General features: G+C 58.6%; 24 protein-coding genes and 1 tRNA gene. 20 read left to right on the top strand and 5 right to left on the bottom strand.

What is annotated here, in order from left to right:
• The first annotated feature begins 220 nt into the window (after positions 1-220).
• Together H7A77_RS22420 and H7A77_RS22415 are read left to right on the top strand one after the other, a co-directional pair.
• Positions 221-1051 carry an alpha/beta fold hydrolase gene (locus H7A77_RS22420; RefSeq protein WP_033643735.1) on the top strand — a complete coding sequence of 277 codons (831 nt, stop codon included), beginning with the start codon at positions 221-223 and terminating at the stop codon, positions 1049-1051.
• Positions 1052-1118: 67 nt separating this feature from the next.
• Complete coding sequence (locus H7A77_RS22415) at positions 1119-2063, top strand: NAD-dependent epimerase/dehydratase family protein (protein WP_046687430.1); 945 nt, start codon at positions 1119-1121, stop codon at positions 2061-2063.
• A 139-nt stretch (positions 2064-2202) separates the two neighbouring features.
• Here the strand turns inward: H7A77_RS22415 and H7A77_RS22410 are convergent, their stop codons facing one another.
• Positions 2203-3255 carry a porin gene (locus H7A77_RS22410; protein ID WP_033651859.1) on the bottom strand — a complete coding sequence of 351 codons (1053 nt, stop codon included), beginning with the start codon at positions 3253-3255 and terminating at the stop codon, positions 2203-2205.
• Between the two features lie 54 nt (positions 3256-3309).
• Positions 3310-4152 (bottom strand): N-acetylmuramoyl-L-alanine amidase AmiA, encoded by an 843-nt coding sequence (amiA, locus tag H7A77_RS22405; protein WP_033643732.1) that lies wholly within the window; start codon positions 4150-4152, stop codon positions 3310-3312.
• Between the two features lie 339 nt (positions 4153-4491).
• Here amiA and H7A77_RS22400 point away from each other — a divergent pair, with 339 nt between their 5' ends.
• From H7A77_RS22400 to H7A77_RS22370, 7 genes are all read left to right on the top strand, one after another.
• Entirely contained in the window at positions 4492-5862 is a 1371-nt protein-coding gene (locus H7A77_RS22400) for an MFS transporter (RefSeq protein ID WP_042785000.1), read from the top strand.
• 18 nt (positions 5863-5880) lie between these two features.
• Positions 5881-6279 (top strand): hypothetical protein, encoded by a 399-nt coding sequence (locus H7A77_RS22395; RefSeq protein WP_255443899.1) that lies wholly within the window; start codon positions 5881-5883, stop codon positions 6277-6279.
• Between the two features lie 46 nt (positions 6280-6325).
• Positions 6326-7402, top strand: a complete 1077-nt coding sequence (locus H7A77_RS22390) for an ABC transporter substrate-binding protein (protein WP_255443898.1) — start codon at positions 6326-6328, stop codon at positions 7400-7402.
• 42 nt (positions 7403-7444) lie between these two features.
• Positions 7445-8455, top strand: a complete 1011-nt coding sequence (locus H7A77_RS22385; RefSeq protein WP_033643730.1) for an iron ABC transporter permease — start codon at positions 7445-7447, stop codon at positions 8453-8455.
• Complete coding sequence (locus H7A77_RS22380) at positions 8442-9209, top strand: ABC transporter ATP-binding protein (protein WP_108681440.1); 768 nt, start codon at positions 8442-8444, stop codon at positions 9207-9209. Before H7A77_RS22385 ends, H7A77_RS22380 begins: the two co-directional genes overlap by 14 nt.
• A 102-nt stretch (positions 9210-9311) precedes the next feature.
• Entirely contained in the window at positions 9312-10187 is an 876-nt protein-coding gene (gene hchA, locus H7A77_RS22375) for a glyoxalase III HchA (protein WP_033643728.1), read from the top strand.
• Positions 10184-10912 carry a PA1136 family autoinducer-binding transcriptional regulator gene (locus H7A77_RS22370; RefSeq protein ID WP_042784996.1) on the top strand — a complete coding sequence of 243 codons (729 nt, stop codon included), beginning with the start codon at positions 10184-10186 and terminating at the stop codon, positions 10910-10912. The genes hchA and H7A77_RS22370 overlap by 4 nt, the downstream gene beginning before the upstream one ends.
• On the opposite strand, the gene H7A77_RS22365 is transcribed toward H7A77_RS22370, so the two are convergent.
• Positions 10909-11799 carry a LysR substrate-binding domain-containing protein gene (locus tag H7A77_RS22365; RefSeq protein ID WP_089191999.1) on the bottom strand — a complete coding sequence of 297 codons (891 nt, stop codon included), beginning with the start codon at positions 11797-11799 and terminating at the stop codon, positions 10909-10911. The genes H7A77_RS22370 and H7A77_RS22365 overlap by 4 nt on opposite strands.
• Before the next feature lie 129 nt (positions 11800-11928).
• Here H7A77_RS22365 and H7A77_RS22360 point away from each other — a divergent pair, with 129 nt between their 5' ends.
• Complete coding sequence (locus tag H7A77_RS22360) at positions 11929-12501, top strand: hypothetical protein (RefSeq protein ID WP_108681436.1); 573 nt, start codon at positions 11929-11931, stop codon at positions 12499-12501.
• Between the two features lie 49 nt (positions 12502-12550).
• Here H7A77_RS22360 and H7A77_RS22355 read toward each other — a convergent pair whose 3' ends face one another.
• Complete coding sequence (locus H7A77_RS22355) at positions 12551-14257, bottom strand: hemolysin (protein ID WP_147838507.1); 1707 nt, start codon at positions 14255-14257, stop codon at positions 12551-12553.
• A gap of 477 nt (positions 14258-14734) precedes the next feature.
• Here H7A77_RS22355 and H7A77_RS22350 point away from each other — a divergent pair, with 477 nt between their 5' ends.
• The 10 genes from H7A77_RS22350 (at position 14735) to H7A77_RS22305 (ending at position 22514) form a co-directional block, all read left to right on the top strand.
• Complete coding sequence (locus tag H7A77_RS22350; RefSeq protein ID WP_046896424.1) at positions 14735-15463, top strand: MerR family transcriptional regulator; 729 nt, start codon at positions 14735-14737, stop codon at positions 15461-15463.
• Between the two features lie 201 nt (positions 15464-15664).
• Positions 15665-16099: a nuclear transport factor 2 family protein gene (locus tag H7A77_RS22345; RefSeq protein WP_147838527.1), complete on the top strand. Its 435-nt coding sequence runs from the start codon at positions 15665-15667 to the stop codon at positions 16097-16099.
• Entirely contained in the window at positions 16096-16815 is a 720-nt protein-coding gene (locus tag H7A77_RS22340; RefSeq protein WP_046896426.1) for an SDR family NAD(P)-dependent oxidoreductase, read from the top strand. Before H7A77_RS22345 ends, H7A77_RS22340 begins: the two co-directional genes overlap by 4 nt.
• Positions 16812-18068 (top strand): NAD(P)/FAD-dependent oxidoreductase, encoded by a 1257-nt coding sequence (locus tag H7A77_RS22335; protein ID WP_147838506.1) that lies wholly within the window; start codon positions 16812-16814, stop codon positions 18066-18068. Before H7A77_RS22340 ends, H7A77_RS22335 begins: the two co-directional genes overlap by 4 nt.
• Positions 18069-18791, top strand: a complete 723-nt coding sequence (locus H7A77_RS22330) for a DUF1365 domain-containing protein (RefSeq protein WP_046896428.1) — start codon at positions 18069-18071, stop codon at positions 18789-18791.
• A complete protein-coding gene (locus tag H7A77_RS22325; protein ID WP_072628484.1) occupies positions 18788-20008 on the top strand; it encodes a cyclopropane-fatty-acyl-phospholipid synthase family protein in 1221 nt (406 codons plus the stop codon). The genes H7A77_RS22330 and H7A77_RS22325 overlap by 4 nt, the downstream gene beginning before the upstream one ends.
• Entirely contained in the window at positions 20005-20490 is a 486-nt protein-coding gene (locus tag H7A77_RS22320; protein ID WP_072628485.1) for a DUF2878 domain-containing protein, read from the top strand. Before H7A77_RS22325 ends, H7A77_RS22320 begins: the two co-directional genes overlap by 4 nt.
• Complete coding sequence (locus H7A77_RS22315) at positions 20487-21014, top strand: hypothetical protein (protein WP_072628486.1); 528 nt, start codon at positions 20487-20489, stop codon at positions 21012-21014. The genes H7A77_RS22320 and H7A77_RS22315 overlap by 4 nt, the downstream gene beginning before the upstream one ends.
• Entirely contained in the window at positions 21011-21541 is a 531-nt protein-coding gene (locus H7A77_RS22310) for a DUF3833 domain-containing protein (protein WP_072628487.1), read from the top strand. Before H7A77_RS22315 ends, H7A77_RS22310 begins: the two co-directional genes overlap by 4 nt.
• 13 nt (positions 21542-21554) lie before the next feature.
• Positions 21555-22514: a DUF523 and DUF1722 domain-containing protein gene (locus tag H7A77_RS22305; protein ID WP_072628488.1), complete on the top strand. Its 960-nt coding sequence runs from the start codon at positions 21555-21557 to the stop codon at positions 22512-22514.
• Between the two features lie 151 nt (positions 22515-22665).
• On the opposite strand, the gene H7A77_RS22300 is transcribed toward H7A77_RS22305, so the two are convergent.
• A tRNA-Asn gene (locus H7A77_RS22300) sits at positions 22666-22741 on the bottom strand.
• Between the last annotated feature and the right edge of the window lie 2 nt (positions 22742-22743).

The raw sequence follows: 22743 nt of genomic DNA, 5'->3' as shown, positions 1-22743 counted from the left end.
GAGGATGTCATCTCCCTGCACTTGAATTCTCCTGATGCCGAGTGAAAGCGGGAATGCGGTTTGCCGAATGGGGTTTGACCTTAAAGTGAACTTTAAACCTATACTCGTTAAACGATCAACGCAAGATCGTCGGCCAACCGGGATGAGGGAGCCAGAGATCCCGGTGCCGTGCGCAGTATAAACCTTCTTTTTTAACCAGAGTGTAAATGGGAGAAACGACATGGGTTATGTAACGACCAGCGATGGCGTCGAGATTTTCTACAAGGATTGGGGCCCAAAAAACGGCAAGGTTATCTACTTCCACCACGGCTGGCCGCTGTCCAGCGATGACTGGGATGCCCAGATGCTGTTCTTCGTGAACAAAGGGTTCCGCGTGGTTGCGCACGATCGCCGCGGCCACGGCCGCTCCAGCCAGGTGTGGGAAGGGCACGACATGGATCACTACGCCGATGATGTCGCCGCGGTGGTAAAACACCTCGGCGTACAGGGCGCCATGCACGTGGGCCACTCGACCGGCGGCGGTGAGGTGGTGCGCTACATCGTGCGCCACGGCGAGGACAAGGTGTCCAAAGCGGTGCTGATCAGCGCAGTGCCGCCGCTGATGGTGAAAACGGACAGTAACCCGCAGGGCACCCCAAAATCGGTATTCGATGATTTCCAGGCGCAGCTGGCCGCCAACCGGGCGCAATTCTATTACGACGTGCCCGCCGGCCCGTTCTACGGCTATAACCGTCCGGGCGCCAAACCGTCGGAGGCCATTATCTGGAACTGGTGGCGACAGGGCATGATGGGCGGCGCCAAGGCGCACTATGACGGCATCGTCGCCTTCTCGCAGACCGATTTCACCGAAGATCTCAAGAAGATTGCCATTCCGGTGCTGGTGATCCACGGCGACGACGACCAGGTGGTGCCTTATCAGGATTCCGGCGCGCTGTCGGCCAAGCTGGTGCAAAACGGCACGCTCCATACCTATAAGGGCGCGCCGCACGGCATACCGACCACCCATGCCGATCAGGTCAACGCCGATCTGCTGGCGTTCGTGAACAGTTAAGCGCGAACAAGCACTTTTGCTCCGCCCTGAGTGGGCGGAGTTTTTTTCATTGCGATGAGGAACGCCAATGCAAACGATCCTGGGCGCCAGTGGCCAGATCGCCCAAGAGCTGGCGCGTGAACTGAAGCGCGCGTACACCGATGATTTAAGATTGGTCAGCCGCAACCCGAGGAAGGTCAACGACAGCGATACGCTGGTCGCGGCCGACCTGCTCGATGCACAGCAGACCCTGGCGGCGGTGAAGGGCAGCGACGTGGTGTATTTCGCCGCCGGCCTGCCGCCGGATTCGGCGCTGTGGGAGCGGCAATTTCCGACCATGCTGCAGAATGCGTTGGACGCCAGCCGTACCGCGGGCGTGCCCTTTGTTTATTTCGACAATACCTATATGTATCCGCAGAACGGCGAGCCGCAGACGGAATCGACGCCGTTCGCGCCTCGGGGGCGCAAGGGACGGGTGCGCGCCCTGATGACCGAGAAGGTGCTCGACGAGATGGAGCGCAAGCAGATCCCCGTGCTGATCGGCCGTGCGCCCGAGTTTTATGGGCCGGGAAAAACGCAGAGCTTCACCAATGCGCTGATCGTCGACAGGCTGAAAGCGGGGGAAAAACCGCGCGTGCCGGTTCGCGACGACAGGCTGCGCACGCTGATCTGGACGCCCGACGCCAGCCGTGGGTTAGCCCGGCTCGGCAATACGCCCGACGCGTTCGGCCAGACGTGGCATCTCCCGTGCTGCGACGAGCGGCTCACCTATGCGCAGTTCGCCGCGTTGGCCTGCGAGGTGTTTGGGAAGGACATTTCATATTCCGTTATCGGCAAATGGGCGTTGATCGCCGCGGGGTTGGTTTCGTCCGGGGCGCGAGAGATGCGCGAGCTGCTGCCGCGCTACGAGCACGATAACCTGTTCGACTCGACCAAGTTCAAACAGCGTTTTCCCGACTTCGCCGTCACGACGTATCGCGCCGGGCTGGAAACGATTTGGCGGGAGTGGAAAAACGCGCAAGCGCCGCGCTGAGGCGTCCGTCGCGCCATGAGCAGGCGCATTCGGCACCCTGTCATCACTCTGCCCTCATGATCCTCTCGCACCGTCTCGATCGGCGCGAGCGAGCCTCGCCCTTCACCGGGCGGGGCTTTTTATTGGCTGCGGCAGCGCGTCACCAGTGATAGCTGATGCCCATATCGAGTTTGTCCGACGCATCGACGCCGGGGGCGTGCCGAGAAAGGTTATTGAATTCATAGTTAATAAACACCTGCATGTTGCTATTGAGCAACCAGGTCACGCCCAACTCCTCGTAGTTCAATAAGTCGGTGTTGCGGCCTGCCCGGGCCTGTATCAAACGGGTATAGCCGATGTTGGGCTGAATATGGTCCGTCAGCCGGTATTTGGCGAGCGCTTCATAACTGGACGCCGAGCCGCGGTTAGCGGTTTGTTGCGGGCTGATGGCGTTGTCGCTTTGGGTGAACACGGCCGCGAGATAGATTTTTTTCGACGCATAGAGAACCCCCTCGGCCAGCGTATCGATGCGCCGACGATAGCCGGCGGCGCGTTGCTGCCGCTGCGTGGTTTGAGACGCCGAAGCGGCGGCGATGAGGCTGAGCGTCGGCGTCAGCGCATAGCGGAAGGAGGCGCCGAACCCGTTGCCGTTTTGTTTGCCCAGCGCCTGTCGATCGTCGCCGTCTTTGAACTGATACTGCAGCGCGAGGGCGGCGTGCCGCTGAAACAGGCTGAAAGGTTTGCGGTAAGTGAGCAGGTTGTGCGCCCGGCCGCGCATAAAGTTGTCGATGTAGTTGTAGGCCATTTCTCTGAACAGCGGGGAGCGATCGGTCAGGGCGGTCACATCATAGAGCACGCCCCAGTTGCGGCCGATATCGAGGCTGCCCAGAGCGGCGTTCTGCACGCCGAGGTAGGCGAGCCGGGTGCTGTTTCGGGTGGCGTCGGCGAAGCTGACGGTATATTCCCAATGGGCGTAGGCCCGCCAGCGCGGCGCGATCTTTTTTTTGCCGATCAGGCCGAAATAGAGATAGCTGCGGTCGCCGTCGTCGCGTTCGCTTTGGCCGCTGTAGCGTCTGGCGATAATCGTGCCGTAGAAATTCAGGCTGCTGTGTTGCGATACCGTCAGCGGCACGGCGAAGGCGCTGCGCGGCAACAGGGCCAGCAGCGGGAGCCACAGGCTCGCCGAAAAAGCGCGAGGATTGCATTTTATCATGATGACGCCGTCCCTGTGCGCGGCAAGCCGGCCGGCTTGCCGTCCTGGTGAAGCTTAAGCGTGCGTGACGTGTTTAAAGTAGCTGACGATCCCCTGCGTGATGGCGGTGGCGATTTTATTTCGGAATGCAGGGGTGCCCAGCAGCCTTTCTTCCTCGGGGTTGGTGATGAACGAGGTTTCCACCAATACCGAAGGAATGTACGGGGATTTCAACACCACGAAGGCCGCCTGTTCGGTATTTTTGGCATGCAAATGATGGATGGGCGCAATATGTTGGATCAGGTGCGAGCCCAGCGTCAGGCTTTCTTTGATGGTTTCCGTTTGTTCCAAATCAAACAGTATCTTCTGCAAATAGCGATCTTTCTTGATGACGTGGGGGCCGGCGAGATCGTCCGCCGCGTTTTCACTGTTCGATAAGTATTTCGCCATCGCGCTGCTGGCGCCCTTAGTGGAAAGCGCAAAGACCGAAGCGCCGCAGGCGCTGGGGCAGGTAAAGCCGTCGGCGTGAATCGACATGAAAAGATCCGCGCCGTGCCGGTGCGCGATCTCCACTCGATCGTACAGCGGAATAAAAACGTCGCTGTCGCGCGTCAGGCGGGCATCGATGCCGTGTCGATCGAGCTGCGCCCGCACGTTTCTGGCGATCGCCAGAACGACATGTTTTTCCAGCGAACCGGTGTGGCCAATGGCGCCGGAGTCGATGCCGCCATGGCCGGGATCCAACATGACCAGGAATCGTTTTCGCGCACCCTGAGGGCCCGCCTGTTTTTTGGGGCGTGGCAAGCCGTGGGCGCTAGCCAGCGGAGAAACGGCGCTATTGAGCGCCAGAGCCGCCAGCCCGGCCAGCATCATTCTGCGGCGGGACAAGCGCGTGTTCAAAAGGTCCTTCTTAGCCATAAGGTTAACCCGCATAAAGGGAAGGTTGATTTGTTATAACATAACAATTTATGCCGGCATCATCGTTGTCTGTTAGCGCCTGTTACTTTTAATGTCATTCTATAAATAAACCGGTTTTTTATACCGAGTATGGCTATTTAATTGGGTATTTATATTGTGATTTATTTGTATTGTATTTGTTAATTCTTATTTTGAAACACTATGCAATCCAATATTTCAAATGAGATTTATTACCATCCAGTAATGATATGTTATAACGTAATTACAAAAATTGATAAAAACGGCGTCTTTGCCGCCGGCATGCCGGCATAAAGACACCCACGTTTTTGGAGCGTTAACATGACTTTTAAACACCAGGAAAAAGAGACGCTAAATCTATTCGCGGTTCTCGCCGTCTCGTTAAGCACGGTCATCGCCATGCTCGACAGCACCATCGCCAACGTAGCGCTGCCGGTGATCGCGAAAGATTTCGCCGTTTCCGAATCGGCTTCCATCATGATTATCAATGCCTACCAGTTTGCCGTCGTCGCGTCGTTGATGCCCTTTGCGGCGCTGGGCAGAGCGGTGGGCAATAAAAAAATCTTTATGGCCGGGGTGGTGCTGTTTGCTTTCTCCTCGTTGGGTTGCGCGCTTTCCGACACGCTGGCGATGCTGACGGCGTTCCGAGTGATACAGGGCTTCGGCGCGGCGGCGGTGCTCAGCGTCAATGCGGCGCTGATCAAGGAGATCTACCCGGCAAGGCTGCTGGGGCGCGGCCTGGGGATTAACGTGATGGTGGTGTCGGTTTCCGCCGCCGCCGGGCCGTCCATCGCCTCGGCGATACTTTCTCAAACGAGCTGGAACTGGCTGTTCACCATCAATGTTCCCATCGCCTGCCTGTCGCTGCTGCTGAGCATGATATTTCTGGGCTCCCGCGAGCGGCGCAGCGTTGGCTTCGACAGCGGGGGCGCCCTGTTGGTGTTTGTGCTGTTTATCGCTTTCTCGCTCAGCACGATGAGCATGACCACCCGCCATCTGCCGGCGGCGGCGCTGAGCTTTGCGGTATTCGCCGGACTGGCCGGGTGGCTGTACATCAATCAGAAAAGAAAGGCCAACGCCGCGCTGATCCCGGTCGCGATGCTGCATAACCCGACGCTGTCATTGTCTTTGCTGATGTCGATGCTGTCTTACAGCACCCAGCTTTTGGCTTTTGTATCGCTGCCTTTTTATTTCCACAATGTCCTGCAAAGAAACGTGGTGGAAATCGGTCTGCTGCTGACCGCCTGGCCGCTGGCCACCATGGTGTCGTCGTTGATTTCCGGCGATTTGACCAAGAAATACGATCCCAATCTCGTCGCCCTGTCAGGCCTCGCCTGCTTGTTGGCCGGCATGCTGCTGATGGCCAACCTGCCGGCCGATCCGTCGAATGGGGCGATCGTATGGCGTGTGGCGCTGTGCGGCATCGGTTTCGGCCTGTTTCAATCACCGAACAACCTGCTGATCATGACCTCGGTCTCTCATGAAAACAGCAGCATCGCCAGCGGTCTGTTGGGCAGTTCCCGGTTGATCGGGCAAATCGTCGGTTCGGCGTTAGTGGCGATTTTCTTCAATATGCGCGGCGCGCAAGCGACGACTATCAGCTTAATGGCGGGGGCGGCGTTCTCGTTTCTCTCTCTGGCCGTGAGCTATATGCGCTTCAAGTCCGCCGTTACGTTAAAAACCAGCAAATAAGCACGTTCGAGGTTTCCCATGCGATTCATCCACCTGGTGCCGCTCATTATCGGGATGGCGGCGTTTTCCCTCAGCGGCTGCTCGACCTACCACGACGTGGCGCTGCAACAAAAAGAGGCGGGGCTCAATAGCCCGTATTATCTGTTGCAGCCGCCGGTGTATGTCGGCGATCGGCTGAAATACGGCCTGAAGGACGGCAGCAGCGGCGAGCTGACGGTTGCGAAGGTTGAACCGAAAGACATCGTTGCCGACAGCGGAAAAATCATTCCCCTGTCGCAACTCTCTTTCCTGCAGCGAAAAGAGATTTCCGAAGGAAAAACCGCCGCGTTGGTCGGCGGCGGCGCGGTCGCCACCGCGGCGATCGTTTTCGTTGCCGGGATCACCATCATGGCCGCCGGCATCGCCGCCTCGGCCTGACACCGCTCATCGACGCGCGCCATTGCGCGTGCGCGCAGGAGGCCTCATGGCCGTAAAACTGACATTCATCGCCACCGCCTTGCTGGCGATAGCCGCTTTGCCGATGCTGCCTTGCGCCGGCGCCAGCCAGCCGGAAGCGACCGCGCTGCCGCAGAGCGTGGCGGCGCAAACGCTGCCCGGCAGCTACCCGCGGATCGTCATCACCGGCAACTGCCCCTTCGGCGTGATCCTGGCCAACGAGGCGGCCTATCGGCACGTCGTCGGCGTCGGCCCCTGGGCATTCATGCATGCCGATATGCATGTGTTGAAAGACATGAAGCCTGACATCGGCAGGATCACGTCCGATTTCATCAATAAGGACTATCGGGTCAACATGGAGTCGTTAATGAATCTGCGGCCCGACATCATTTATTACTACGGCAAAAGCCAGGACGATCGGCTGGAAAGGGCGGGCGTGATGACGGTCGATCTGGACGCCGGCGGGAAGACCAAATACCAGCCGATGGTCACCCAGGTGTATTGGGAAAATACCTTCGCCGACACCCTCGGCCTGCCGCGCACGCATAAATTCAAAGACGCCTGGGAAAGGACCCTGAAGCAGATCCGCCCCTATGCCGCAGCCATCCGCGCGCAGCACGTCAGGGCGTTATATCTGGAAGAAAGCGACGGCAGGCAGCTGAAGGTGAGCGGCCCGCACACCTACGGCGACACCTATCTCAAAATGGCCGGCATGGATAACGTCGCCGGGGATTTGCCGGTGAAGGGCGATGCCGGCAGGTACATCAACGTGTCGATGGAGCAGATCATGGCCTGGGATCCGGATGTGATTTTCGTGGTGTTCGGCAGCGCAAAAGCGCTGCTGCACGGGGGGATCCCCGGCCAGGCGTGGGAGACGCTCAGGGCTGTGAAAAACGGCAAGGTTTTCTCGACGCCGGTGGGCATTCACAACTGGGGGGGCCTGTCGGCGGAAACGTCACTGTTGCCGCTGTTCATGATCAACCGATACGCGCCCGAAGACATTAGCGACAAGACGCTGCGGCAGGAGACGCGTCGTTATTATCGGACGATGTTCTCCTACGCGATCCCGGACCGGTTGCTGGATGAGGTGCTGGCGCAACGCTAGCGCCACGGTTGAATAGCGTTAATCCATTGGAGGAGCTTGGGGATGCCGGGCAGAGGAAAATATGCGGCGATCATGGCGGGATTGTTCATTTCGCTGTGTGCAGTCGCCTTCGCATCGCTGTTTGCCGGCCGCTACGCCTTGTCGGCCCATGATGTGGCGCAGATTTTATGGCAGGGGAACATGCCGGGGGAAAACCAGGCCCGCTATTCGGTGATTTTTAACCTGCGCGCGCCGCGGGTAGTGGCGGTGATGCTGGTGGGCGGCGGGTTGGCGGTCGCCGGCGCGACCTTTCAGGCGGTGCTGAAAAACGCATTGGCCAGCCCGGACGTGCTGGGCACGTCTTCCGCCTCCGCCTTTGGCGCTGCGCTGGGCATTCTATTGAGTTTGCCTTTTGCCCTGAGTTCGCTGCTGTCGTTTCTTTTCGGCGTGGTGAGCCTGTTGCTGGTGCTCGGCATCTGCCGCCTCAAACGCCGGCAGGATGCGCTCACCACGCTTTTGTCCGGCATGATTATCGCGTCGCTGTTTATCGCGTTTGTCTCGGTCATAAAATATGTCGCCGATCCGCAGGATACCTTGCCGGCGATCGTCTTCTGGCTGATGGGCAGCTTCGCTTCGGTAGCGAAAGCGCAAGTTTATTGGCTGATCCCGCTGTTTGCGGCGTGTTACCTGACTATCTACCGGCTCAGGTGGAATATGAACATTCTCTCGCTGGGAGACGACGAGGCGCGCATCGCCGGTCTGAATCCGCCCCGGCTGAAGATCCTGTTGCTGATCGCCGCCTCTCTGCTGGTTTCCGCCTCGGTGAGCTTGGCCGGCGTGGTGGGGTGGGTCGGCTTGGTGATCCCGCATTTGGTGCGAAGCGTATTGGGGTATAACCACGGTCGCCTGATCCCGGCTTCGGCGCTGAGCGGGGCGCTGTTTTTGCTGGTGATCGACAATATCGCCAGAGGCGCCACCTACGCTGAAATCCCGATCGGCATCCTGACCGCGCTGATCGGCGCGCCGCTTTTCGCCCTCCTTTTTATTATGAGCAGCAAACATGATCACCGTTAGCCAGTTGACCCTGGGGTTCAAAGGGTGTGAGCCCATTCTCGACAACGTCAGTTTTCATCTGAAACGCGGTGAGATCCTCAGCGTGCTCGGGCCGAACGGCGCCGGTAAAACCACGCTGCTGAGACATGTCGCGGGCCTGTGCCGGCCCTTGTCAGGCGTGTGCCAGATCGGCCATATCGACAATCGGCCCGCCCGACTGGCCTATGTGCCGCAGGCGAAAACGCCGCATTTCGCGTATGGCGTGCTCGATTTTGTCACTTTCGGCTGCGCTCGCCAGGCGGGGTGGTTCGCCGGGCCGCGGCGGCAAGATTTCGCCAAGGCGCAGGCGGTGTTGCACGCGCTGGAGATCGCGCCGCTGGCGCAGAAAAACATCAATCAGATCAGCGGCGGGGAACTACAGATGTGTTATTTCGCCAAGGCGCTGGCGGCGGACCCCGACGTCATGATCCTCGACGAACCGGAGTCGAACCTGGATTTTTACAATCAGGCAAAAATGATCGAGATGCTCTGGCGTCTCGCCAAAGAGCGGCAGATGACGATCGTGCTGAATACGCATTTTCTGCATTACGCCGATCGCATCTCCGACAAGTGCCTGCTGATGAATAAGCGACAGTGCGTGTTTGGCGATAAAAACGCCTTGCTGCAAGAGGATATCCTGGAGCGCTACTTCCAGGTGCCGGTGAGAAAGTGCCGGTACGAATATGCCGGCGTCAGCGAAGAAACGTTCATTGTCGCGCTACGGCACCCCGCTTGAGCGCCGCCAGTGCGAGGGCGATTGAGGGATATCCCTCATTGCGGCCCCGCCGGCGGTTATTTAAGCTGAAAGAGAAATGCAACGGTGAATATGGAGATAATCATGACTGATTCAGTATCCAACGATCGTAATCCCACCCCGGATGTGGCGGAAGACAACGCGTTCTTCCCATCACCTTACTCCCTCAGCCAGTACACCTCGTCCAAAACCGACTTCACGGGCGCCAGCTACCCGAACGCCTATCGCGGCGGCAAGTGGAAGGTGCTGATGATCGCCTCGCAGGAGCGCTACCTGCTGATGCAAAACGGCAAGTTCTTCTCCACCGGCAACCATCCGGTCGAGATGCTGCTGCCGATGTATCACCTGGATCTGGCCGGTTTCGAGATCGACATCGCCACGCCGTCCGGCGATCCGGTGAAGCTGGAGATGTGGGCGTTCCCGCATGAAGACCCAGCGGTCAAGGCCACCTATGAGAAGTACCGCAGCCAACTCAAGCAGCCGAAAAAGCTGACGGAAGTCGTGAAGGATCTGGATGGCGGCAACTACCTCGGCGTTTTCATTCCCGGCGGCCACGGCGTGCTCAATGATATCCCGTTCAGTGAAGAGGTGAAAAAGACGCTGCACTGGGCCCATGACAACGATCGCTACGTGATCTCGCTGTGCCACGGGCCGGCCGGTTTGCTGGCGGCGGGCATCGGTGAGAGCAAAGACGATTTCCTCTATCGCGGCTATGAGATGTGCGTGTTCCCGGATGCTCTCGATACCGGCGCCAACATCGACATCGGCTATATCCCCGGCCCGATGCCCTGGCTGGTGGGCGAACGCCTGCGTGAGCTGGGCGTGAAGATCGTCAATGCCGACATCACCGGCAAGGTGCATAAAGATCGGCGCCTGCTGACCGGCGACAGCCCGCTGGCTTCCAACAACCTCGGCAAACTGGCGGCGGAGACGCTGCTGGCCGACGTCGCCGCGCGATGAGCGACGAGATCGCGCAGCGCGCTTTCCAGACGGCGTTGGCGATGGACCACGAGCGAACCCTGTCCGCCATTCAGGGGCGGGTTCGCGCCTTCGCCGCGCCGTTCGGCTTCGATCGCTTTGTACTGTTTTCCGCTTCCGCCACGGCGGAGGCGGGGATCGAGCATATCTATTGGGTCGAAGGCGACTGGTTCGGCGAGGGGGAGGCGGTCGATGCGCTGACCTACGTGCGGCACTGCCCGGTGACTCGCCACATGCTGCGGGCCAGCGAGCCGTTCTTCTGGACCAAGACCCGGGCGCAGCAGGGAGAGCGCTACCGGATTGTGCGCACGCCGCGCGGCGCGGGCCTGCACGGCGTGCAAATCCCGGTGTTCGGCCCCGCCGGCCTGGAGGGCGCCGTCAGCCTGGGAGGCGAGCGCATCGACGCCTCGCCGCCGGTGCGGTTGGCGCTGTCGCTGGTGGGCACGGCGGCCTTTTTGGCGGCGCGGCGGCTGTTTGAACCGGCGGCCGGCAAAGAAGAAGGCCGGCTGTCGGCGCGCGAGCGTGAGGTGCTGAGCTGGACCGCCATCGGCCGACGACAGGCGGATATCGCCGCGATGCTCGGCCTGTCTGAACGCACGGTGGAAAACCACCTGCGCCGCATTCGCCGGCGCCTTGGCGCCGCCACCACCGCGCAGGCGATCAGCGTGGCGATCCGCCTGGGCGAAATTGCCCCCGAGAGCCGTTAGCCTGCCGCCATTTGCCGCAGCAGCCACTCGCGCAGCGCAATGATATCGGGGCGCTGCGCGGTCTCTTCGGTGGCCACCAGATAGTAGTTGGCGCCGGGTAACGCCATCTCGAACGGCGCGGCCAGCACGCCGCGCTGCAACAAATCGCGCGCCAGCAGCCGGCTGGCGATCACCACCCCCTGGCCGGCCACCGCCGCCTGCAGCGCATGGGTTTCGTCGCTGAAGGTCAGCCCGGCTTCCACGTTCAACCCTTCCGGCCCGTAGCGCCGCCGCCAGTTCTCCCAGGTCGGCGAGTCGGCGGGCACCTGCCGATGCGCCACGTGAAACAACGTCACCCGCTGCAAATCCTCGATGCGCGCCAGCGCCAGCGCCGGGCTGGCGACCACGATAAAGCGATCCTCATGCAGCAGGGTGCAGTGCAGATCGCTTTCCGGCGTTTCGCGGTAGCGGATGGCGACGTCCACGGTGCGCTGGCTGAGATCCACCCGTTCGACGCTGGTGTGCAGGCGCAGATCGATGGCGGGAAACTCCGCCTTGAAATCCGCCAGGCGCGGCACCAGCCAGTGGGTGAGAAAATTGGAGGTGGTGGTGACGGTCAGCGCCGGCGGCTGCCGGGCGCGAGTGATTTGGGCGACGGACTGTTCCAGCGCGGCAAAGGCGCGCTGGGTGCCGGCATACAGGATCTCGCCGGTCTCGGTCAGGCTGACGCCCTGCGCGCTGCGCTCGCACACCCGGCATTCCAGCACCGATTCCAGCAGTTTGATCTGGTGGCTGACCGCCGTCGCGCTCACGCCCAGCGCCTCGGCGGCCAGTTTGAAGCTGCGGCAGCCGGCCACGGCGTGGAAAGCGCGCAGCGCGCCCAGCGGCGGCAAACGGGGTTTTCTCATGGCTGAGTTATTCTCATCTAAGGCTGAAAACTATGAGTTTGTCTGACCGATTATACAAGAGATAGGCTACTGATATGTGAACAGGGAAATGAATTTATTTCATCATTTCCACCCTATCGGGAGTGAGCGATGAGCCTTTCTATCAACAACGGCGCCCTGGGCGCCATGACACACACGGGAACGGCGGCGAGCGCCCTGGCGCTCAGCGTGCCGGTCGCGGCGGGCGCTTTGCTGCTGGAGGCGGAGAGCCTGCAGGGCATCGGCGCGACCCTGATGCTGCTGACGGCATTGGCGCTGGCGTTTCTCGGCGGCGCCGCACTGGCCCGCTGGCAGCCGCTGCGGAACCGGCCTGCGCTGGCGATTCTCCGCCACGGCTTTTTGCTGGCGGCGGTGGGATGGCTATTCACATTGCTGATGCTGTTCGGCGGCCATGACTGGCCGGCTCTGCTGGCGGGCCTCGCCCTCGGCGGCCTGGGGCAGGGCGTTGCCTACCGCACGGCGGTGGAGGTGAAAGCGGCGTTCACCGTGGCGTGCAGGTTGACGACGGTGGTGACTATCGTGGCCGTAGTGATTGCCGCTTCGCTGGTGCAAGCCTACGCCGCGCCGGGCGTGAGGGGGAGCTGTTTCGCGCTGGCGTTGCTGGTCGACCTGGCGTTGCTGGGGGCGTTGCTGGCGCGGGTGGCGGAACGGGATGGGGCCTGAGCCGTCGCGCCGCAGGTAAACAACCCGCCGGTAAACCGGCGGGCTTCGCTTAGGCGGCCGCCAGTTCTTGCGGCGTAACGGTTTGCAAACCGACAAGCTGAATGGCCGGCTGCTCCAGATTGATGCCAAAGTATCCTTGATCCCAATTGTAGATATTGACGACGTGCTGATTGAGCGCGCTTTCGCCCTGCATGAATATCGACAGATCCTGCGTATGGGTTTGCGCATTGTAGTTCAGTGAGAAGCTGCTGTTTGATCCTTCGGCGCCGAAGGCCAGCAGGTGGTTGTCGATAGACAGGGAGGAGGCCTGTAAAAAGCCCAGCTCGAAGCTGTCGTCGATGTAGATATTGTGGGTCTGCTTCACGGGAATATTCAGCAGGCTGTTGGGGAAAGGCACATCGTTGGACAGCATGCTCAGGTTCACGCCGAGATAATCCTGCGGCGCGCTCCCTCCCGGCGCAGTGGTATAACCGTGCTCGAAACGAATCTCGCTGGAGCCTTTGCCCAGGCTGACCTCCAGGCCGTTGGCCGGCGTCAGCACCCGATCGTTAAAGGTGACGTTGTCCTTAAAGTCGGTCAGTTTCACCGCTTCGATGTTGTACAGCCCGTCCTTAAAGCCATACAGCCCGATGCCGTTTTTCTCGATCACCCCGCGTCCGCCGTAGCTGCCCTGGGCGTCAAACTTCAGGTTTACCCCGTGCGACAGGCTGGAATAATCGACCGTATCGTGGCCGCTGCCGCCGTCGATCACCGTCCAGCCATAGTTGCCGGCGTTGTTTTGCCAGCCGCGCGGCACGCTGATGGTGTCGTCGCCGCTGCCGGTGTTAACGGCGATATTGCCGAACGCCAGCGTGAAATCGTCGTCATGCAGCGTACCGACGCGGTACAGATTCGGCGTGGACAGCACGTCGGCAATGTCGTTGAAAATCGCCGAGCCGATATCCAGCTTGCCGGGAATGAGGCTGCCGCCGCCGGTCACGCTGCTGCCGTAGGATTCGGTGTAGAAATCACGCGCTGCTTCGGCGGCGAGGCGGATGGTCTCGTGGCCAATGCCGAGGGTGGTCAAATAGGTGGGCACTTCGCCCGCCAGCAGCGTTTCAACCACGTAACTGAGGTTTTTCATCTGCATGGAGACCTGCGCCGCCGCAATCAAATCGTAGGTGCCGCTTTCGACCTTAAAAGGCGAGGTATCGTTGGTGGCCACCCATTCGGTAAAGAACGAGGTATCGCCTAAATAAGAGAACAGCGTGGTGCCTGCCCAGGGGGAATAGTTGGGGGCGCCGGTCGAGGAAGCATCGGTGAACACCTCGGACGCCGCCGCGCCGGCGTCGATCAGGCCGACCTCGTGAATGTCCGGCACTTTGGCGCTGGTGGGCGGGGCATCCGGCAGCGGCGCGTTGGGATCGCTGCTCAGATCGACGCCAAACAGCGTTTTGGCGAAGTTTTTGGCGATGTTGTCGGAGGCATTCTGAATGCGCGCCTCCCAGTCATCGGGCACATGCCCGGTGCGCAGCTCATACTGCAGCTTGGTTTGGTCGCGAATGTAATGGGCAAACGCCCCCTGATTCGAGTTCACGCCATAGGCGCCTTTGATCCAGGTATAGACCGCGATATCCACGCCTTGAATAGGTTGGTTGGCATGGTTGGGATCGGTGAGCGCATCGACGGATGCGGCATATACCGCTGGCCAGTCGCCGGCTTTGGCGGCCTCCCAAATCGCTTGCAGTTTTTCTCTGTCGGTAATGACGTAAGCCATATAAACACTCCTTGTTGCTGAGAGATTGCTGTGAAATTCAACATGATGAATGGAAGCGCGCGATGGAATAAAACCGAAACCCGAACAGCCAGAAACGCGCATGCCGCGATCTGCAGCGAACGATGGGCGGCAGGCGCCCATAGCGAAAGGATAGACGCAACTTGCTGAGCGAGAGAGATTGGCTTATCGATTGTTTTTACAGAATTATTGTTGTAAATCGGCGGGTAAATCCGCGTATTGGCGTCAGGAAGGCATTTCCGTCAGCTCGGTTAGGAATCTTCTTAGATAAAAGAGTGGGTTTCGCTAGGGGGAGCGTTGGCGTTATGAAGGCAAAACACCCGTCATGACTCACTGGCGGTGGTCTCTAAACGTGAGGCAAGTCAGGGTGTTTGAGTGATAGAGTAAGCCGTTTTCACTTTATCCTATCCACGCAGTTCGTAGTATATTGAGATTCTTCTTTGTTATTGGGTGTTCTGTATGTCTTACTCCATTGGCGAATTTGCGCGGCTTTGTGGAATAACCGCGACGACATTGCGCGCCTGGCAGCGTCGTTATGGGCTTCTCAAGCCGCAGCGTACGGATGGCGGGCACCGGCTGTATAACGATGACGATATCCAACAGGCGCTTAAAATTCTCGACTGGGTCAAAAAAGGCGTCCCGGTTAGCCAGGTAAAACCGTTGCTGGCCCGTCCTGGCGCACGGCGAACGAATAACTGGTTCACCCTGCAAGAGAACATGCTGCAGCGCCTGAAAGAAGGAAAAATTGAATCCCTGCGCCAGCTGGTATACGACGCGGGGCGCGAGTATCCCCGTCCCGAGTTGGTTAGCGAAGTATTGCGTCCATTGCGCAGTAAAGTCTCGGCCAATGTGCCGGCTATGATGACGCTGCGTGAAATCCTCGACGGTATTATCATCTCCTACACCTCGTTCTGTCTGGAAGGGGATAAGCGTGCGCCGGGCGATAATTACCTGATTACCGGCTGGCATCTCACAGATCCTTGCGAGATTTGGCTTGAAGCGCTTTGTCGCACTGGGCAGGGGCATCGTATTGATGTGCTTCCCTTACCGCCCGCAACCCTGGCCCCCAACATCTTTCCCGATCGTAAATGGTTGTTGGTCACTTCCGGCAAGCTCACCGTGGCCCGCAAAAAACAGATAGAGCTCTGGCAGCAGCAGGTCAGCTCCCTCGATGTGATCTCACTTTAATCCTTCTGTCATTCCCCTTCATGCGGGTGCGGACTGACCACTTTTTCAGTGGTTAGGAATTATGCTTCCCCAAAAAACACTTCAACCAATTGAATTAAAAAAAGTTTAAAATATTTTTTCGCAAAACTTGGACAAATTAAAGTGATTGTGTAAGTTTTAATTATGTTCCACGTGATGGGGTTCACCCTCAAGGCAGAATTTATGCGCGCGCAGCCGTTCGTCATCGACAGATTTGTTGATTATTACGCCGGTTTGGATCGCCAGACCGTCATGGCGCTTGCTGGGTTGTACGACGTGCACGCCGTCCTGGTCGATCCCTTCGGGGAACACAATGGGCTGTTGGCCATCAAGCGCTATTTCACGCATCTGCTGGCGAATGTGAACACCTGCCGATTCGCCATTGATCCTCCTCTGCGTGGAGCCGGGCAATTTGCCGTGACGTGGAACATGCATTGGTCGCATCCGCGTATCGCCGGCGGTGAAATGCGTTCATTGCCGGGATGCTCGATGGTGGAGTTCCAGGGGGAGAAGATTGTTCGCCAGCGCGATTACTACGACGCGGGCGAGATGCTTTATGAGCATCTGCCGCTTTTGGGTTGGGTCGTTCGCGGAGTGAAACGGAGGGTGTGCGCATGATGACTGTTCTCATTACCGGCGCAAGCTCCGGGATCGGCGCCGGGCTCGCAAAGTCATGGGCTGATGACGGTTGCCACGTGATTGCCTGCGGTCGCGACCCTATACGGCTGGAACAGCTGCGCCAATCTCATCCCAACCTCACAATACGTCTGTTCGATATGACAGACAGAGATGCCTGTTGCCTGGCGTTGGCGGACTGCACGCCCGATCTTGTCATTCTCTGCGCCGGTACCTGTGAATATCTCGACCACGGCTGGGTAGACGCAGAACGGATCGAACGCGTCATGGCAACAAATTACCTGGGCCCCATCAATTGCCTGGCCGCGCTTCAATCACAGTTAACCTCCGGTAATCGTGTGGTATTGGTCAGTTCGATGGCGCACTGGCTGCCGTTCCCCCGGGCTGAAGCCTACGGCGCTTCTAAAGCCGCGTTAACCTGGTTTGCCAACAGTCTGCGTCTGGAGTGGGAGCCGAAAGGCATTGCCGTGACCGTCGTATCGCCGGGATTTGTCGATACACCGCTTACCCGTAAAAACGATTTTCCTATGCCGTTTCAGGTCAGCGTGGAGTATGCGGTGAAAGCGATTCGCCGTGGCCTGGCGAAAGGAAAAAACAATATTGTTTTTCCTGCCGGCTTTGGCCTGCTGCTGCGTCTGCTGGCCGGACTGCCTGAGGGGCTCCAGCGCGCTCTGCTGCGCAGGATGGTGCGTTCATGAAAATTGCTATCATTGGCAGCGGCATTGCCGGATTAACCTGCGCGTGGCGTCTTGCAGGGCACCACCAGGTGACGCTTTTTGAAGCGGCGCCGACCCCTGGCGGCCATACCGCCACGGTGGATGTGGCTACCCCGCAGGGGAGTTTCGCGATTGATAGCGGGTTTATTGTCTATAACGACCGAACCTATCCGCGTTTTATGGGCTTGCTGAGCGAACTGGGCATCCAGGGACAAAAAACGCAGATGAGCTTTTCGGTGCATAATCCGCAAAGCGGCCTGGAGTACAGCGGCCATACGCTGGCTTCCCTTTTCGCCCAGCGTGAAAACCTGGTCAATCCTGCATTTTTGACCATGTTGAAGGAGATTGTCCGTTTTAATCGTCTGGCGAAGCAGGCATTAAATGAGGTTGATGCGAACGCGACCCTACAGACATTCCTCGACCGGCATCACTTCAGCGCGTTTTTTGCCCGCCATTACATTCTGCCCATGGGCGCGGCCATCTGGTCATCTTCGCTTCAGGAGATGCGCCGCTTTCCACTGCCGCTGTTCTTACGCTTCTTTGAGCATCATGGCCTGCTGGATATCCGGCATCGCCCGCAGTGGTACGTGGTTCCGGGAGGCTCGCGGGAGTACGTTCGCGAGATGCTGACGCAGTTGAGCGAACGTCTGACGCTGTATCTCAATACGCCTGTGCAACAGGTGATTCGTTCCGACAGCGAAATCAGAATCCAGCTGGTGGCCTCTACCCATACCTTCGATCAGGTGATCTTTGCCTGTCATTCTTCGCAGGCGTTGCGCCTGCTTAAGGATGCGAGCCCCGCAGAACACAATGTGCTGGGGGGCATTGGCTGGCAGCGTAACGAGGTGGTTCTGCACGGCGATCGGCGCTGGTTGCCGGTTCGCGAGCGCGCGTGGGCAAGCTGGAATTATCGCCTTAGTGGGCAGGAACAAGCGAGCGCTTGCGTTACCTATAACATGAATATTCTCCAGGGATTACCTGAAGGAAGCCCACTGTTCTGCGTGACCCTTAATCCGGACAGCTCGATTGAAGAGCGATTCGTCTGGCGACGTTTCGTCTATGAGCATCCGCTGTTTAATCCCCAAAGCTGGCGGGCGCAGGCTCGTCGGGCAGAGATTAACGGCCAGCGTCGAAGCTGGTTCTGCGGGGCTTACTGGTACAACGGCTTTCACGAGGATGGCGTGCGCAGCGCGCTGGATGTGGTGCACGGTATTGCTGCAGGAGCGGGGGGCTAAATGAACAGTTGCTTGTACCACGGCGTATTGCGGCACCAGCGCCTCCAGCCGACAACGCACCGGTTTAGCTATCGGGTGTTTATGGCGTGGATCGATCTCGATGAGCTGGCGCAACTTCCGAGCGTGGGCGTGCGGCGTAATCGCTTCGCCGCAGCGGCTTTTCATGATGCGGATTACCCACTGGGAACCCCGTTAAAAGACAACGCGCTGAATCAGCTTGCCGCCCTGACGGGCGAGCGTCCCGAGGGGCGCGTGATGCTTCTGACGCAGCTGCGTTATTTCGGTTTTCATTTTAACCCGGTCAATTTTTACTACTGTTATGACCGCGCGAACCTCCTGCGCTGGGTGCTGGCGGAGGTTCGCAATACGCCCTGGAATGAGCGCCATTACTACGCCGTCGACGCGCAGAAAAAGCGCCCGTTGGCAAAAGCCTTTCACGTATCGCCGTTTAACCCGATGGAGATGGTCTATCACTGGCGATTTAATACGCCGGGCAAAACGCTGCATATGCATATCGAGAACCATCAGGCCTCGAAGATTTTTGATGCCACCCTGATGCTTAAACGCGAGCCGTTGACGCAGGCGAGTCTGCGTTCACTGTTGTTGCGCCTGCCGTTCATGACGCTGAAAACGGTGTTTGCAATTTACTGGCAGGCGTTGCGGCTGTGGCTCAAGCGAGTCCCTCTTTACAACCACCCTGCAAGCAGGAGTGAGCGATCATGATCGAACCCGCCTTTGCGCTTGAACCTGATATTCCGCGCAATCTGCGCTTTGCGCGTTGGCTCCTTTTTCGTGTGCTGAGCGGCCTTCGCAAAGGTTCACTCACGGTGCGGGAAGGGGCGCAGACCTTTCATTTTGGCGATGCCTCGGCAGAATTGCGCGCTGACCTGCAGATTCTATCGCCCGCGGTGTACTGGCGGGTGTTGACAGGCGGCAGTCTTGCGGCGGCAGAAGCCTGGATGGACGGTGAATGGGAAACACAGCAGCTAACGTCATTACTCCAGATATTCGCACTCAACAGCGCCTTGTTGGGGCGGCTGGAAAGCGGTTTTCGTGTGCTGGGCAGGCCCGTAGAGCGCTTGCGTCACTGGACGCGTCGTAACCATCGGCAACAAGCGAGGGAAAACATCGCCGCGCATTACGATCTTGGCAATACGTTTTACGCGCACTTTCTTGATGAGGATTTACTCTATTCCTGCGCATTGTTCACCTGCCCGGAACAGTCGTTAGCGCAGGCTCAACAGGCCAAGATGGCCCGACTGTGCGAACAGTTGGCGCTGACTGAGGATGATCATCTGCTGGAGATAGGCACCGGTTGGGGGGCGATGGCGGAATATGCCGCGCGTCATTACGGATGCCGCGTGACCACCACGACACTGTCTCAGGAACAGTTTGCCTGGGCGACCGCGCGTATTACCCGCGCAGGTTTACAAGAGAGAGTCAAAGTGCTGCTGTGCGACTACCGCGATCTGACTGGGGAATTCGACAAACTGGTGTCGGTTGAAATGATCGAGGCGGTCGGGCAGCGCTTTCTGCCTACGTTTTTCCGTACCTGTCAGGCGCGCCTGCGCCCTGGAGGCAAAATGGCGATTCAGGCCATTACCATTCAGGATCAGCGCTATCTCGATTACTGCAAAAACGTCGATTTTATTCAGCGCTATATCTTTCCGGGGGGCTTTTTACCCAGTATCACCGCGATGAGCGGTTTGATGACAAAGCATACCGACTTTGTGGTTCGCAATCTGTTCGATATGGGACCCGACTATGCCCGGACGCTGGCCCACTGGCGGCAACGATTTGTTCATGCCTGGCAGGAGATTGAAAAACTGGGTTTTGATGAGCATTTTCGCCGCATGTGGCTGTACTACTTCGGCTACTGTGAAGCCGGTTTTAACGCCCGAACCATCAGCGTGGTACAGCTGACGGCGGAGCGAGTATGAGTCGCCATCTGAAGGCCTTTATCCTCGCCGTCGGCTTCGACCTTTACTGGCTCATGGTGGTGTTATTTCGCGAGCGGGGCGTGGTGTTGTGGCTTGCGCTGGCGATGTTAGCCTGCTTCTTGCTCCCGCCAACGCAGCGCGTGCATGCGCTGGCGCTGGCGGCGGCGGGCAGTGGGCTCGACGCGCTGTGGGCGCTGGCGGGGCTGGTTGATTTTCACGGAGAGGCGCTGCTGCCGCTATGGATGGTTGCGCTCTGGCTGATGTTCGCCGCCCTGTGGACGCACCTGGTCTGCTCGACCGCCTTGCCGGGTTGGCAGCTGGCGCTGATGGCTACTGGCGGAGGGCCGGCTGCCTACCTGTTGGGGGAACGTCTGGGCGCGATTGCCTTTCTGAAACCGACCGCTGTCGTCGTTGGTTTGTTGGCGGCGGGCTGGCTGGCGCTGATACTGTTTTTCCATATTCTCATGAGGCCACGACAATGAAACCTGCCTTACTGATGCTGCTGGGATTCATGGCGATTGCGCCGTTTGCGGGCGCGGCAGACTGGTTAAGTTGGCAAAAAGTCGGCGACGCGACGCTCACCTGGGGGCCGTTTACGATTTATACCTCGCAATTGCGCACGCCGGAGGGGCGATATCGTGGGTTGGGGGAAGATCAAGCGCTGATTATCTCCTATCAGCACACGATTGAACGTCAGGAACTGGTGGATGCCACGCGTGAACAGTGGCGGGCGCAGGGCATTCTGGCGCGTGAAGCGCTGAGTGAGTCATGGCTGCGTATGTTGGGAAACATATGGCCAGACGTCGTGCCGGGAATGCAGTTGGCGTTTGTGCAAAAAGCAAGGCGGGGGCAGTTCTGGTATCGCATGTCTGCAACACAAAGGCATTTTATCCCGCTAGGCCCACCACAATCGGCGGCGTTCAGTGAAAACTTTCTCGCGATCTGGCTGGGTCCCCGCACCCAATATCCCGAGTTGCGGCAGCAGCTCACCGGAGGTGATGAATGAAACGTTTATTGATCCTAATCCTGCCCTTGTTGATGCAGCTCACCGGCTGTAGCGCTGAAATTGCAGACTATCGCCGGCAGCAGCCGACGCTGGATATCTTTCAGTATTTTCAGGGGGAGACGCAGGCGTGGGGGATGGTCCAGGACCGCAACGGCACACAGCTTCGTCGCTTCCATGTCGATATAAACGGTGATGTCGTAGGGGACACGCTGACCCTCAACGAGCGATTTGTGTATGACGATGGCGAGAAACAGCAGAGGGTATGGCATATCCGAAAAGTTAGCGCCGATCGTTACGAGGGCACGGCCGGCGACATTCAAGGCGTCGCGAAGGGACAGGCAGCGGGCAACGCGTTCAACTGGCATTACAGCATGAATGTGACATCCAGAGGCAGAACCTGGCTGCTCAATTTTGATGACTGGATGTATCTGCAGGACGGTCATCATCTGTTCAATAAAACCGAGATGAAGAAATTTGGCTTCTCCGTTGGCACGGTGACGCTCTTCTTCTCCCGTAAAGCACAATAGCGAGGAGAATGTCATGAAAACGCAACCCGTCATTGGGATCAGCGGCTGTTTAACGGGGGCTGCCGTCCGCTTTGATGGCGGGCATAAGCGGACGGAGTTTGTCATGGATAGACTGGCTCAGTGGGTGACGTTTCGGCCCGTCTGCCCGGAGATGGCGATCGGCCTGCCGGTGCCCCGACCGGCGCTGCGTTTGGTGCAAACCTCCGTTGGACAGATTCGCATGCGCCTTAGCCATGCGCCCCACGAAGATGTGACCGTTAAAATGGCCGATTTTTGCGAGGAATATCTGACCGGGTTGGGTGAACTGTCTGGTTTTATCGTCTGCGCGAAATCACCCAGCTGTGGCATGGAGCGCGTGCGCCTCTATGACGAGAAAGGGAATCGTGGGCGCAAGGAGGGGGTGGGGCTGTTTACCGCCGCGCTGATGGAAAAATATCCGTGGCTGCCGGTGGAGGAGGATGGTCGGTTGCACGATCCGGTTCTGCGCGAAAACTTTGTCGAACGAGTTTTTGCGTTGCATGCGCTTAATACCTTGCGCAAAACGGGCCTAACGCGGCGGGCGATACTGGATTTTCATAGCCGCTATAAACTGCAGCTGTTGGCGCACCATCAGGCAGGGTATCGGGAGATTGGTCCGTTCGTTGCGACGCTGCATGAGTGGGAGGATTTGGATGCCTTCTTTGCGGTCTACCGCAATAAGTTAATGACGATCCTGAAGAAACCTGCCTCGCGTAAAAACCACACTAACGTGCTGATGCACATCCAGGGGTACTTCCGTAACCAGCTAACGATGCGCCAGCGCGGAGAGCTGCGAGAGGTAATCCTCAATTATCGTGCAGGGTTGTTGCCCATATTGGCCCCGATGACGCTTCTGAAACATTATCTGGCGGAATATCAGGATGCCTATTTGCTGACGCAGAATTACTTTGATCCATACCCGCAAGCTTTAGCGTTACGGCTGACAATTCAGTGATCGTGCCTGCTACCGGGAACCCGGTGGCGTGATGGTTGATGTCGCGATCGCTCTTTTAACGTTCACGTTTCGCTCATTGCTTATTTCATGCAACTGGCAGCTTAAAAGCAAAAAGCCCGCTTAAGTTTCCTTAAGCGGGCTTCTCTAAATATGGCTCCTCTGACTGGACTCGAACCAGTGACATACGGATTAACAGTCCGCCGTTCTACCGACTGAACTACAGAGGAAT

It is taken from the genome of Serratia sp. ME47, assembly GCF_903970925.1.
GTDB lineage: Bacteria > Pseudomonadota > Gammaproteobacteria > Enterobacterales > Enterobacteriaceae > Serratia > Serratia ureilytica.
The sequence above is the reverse complement of the archived record's forward strand: the minus strand, read 5'-3'. Positions and strand labels throughout refer to the sequence as shown.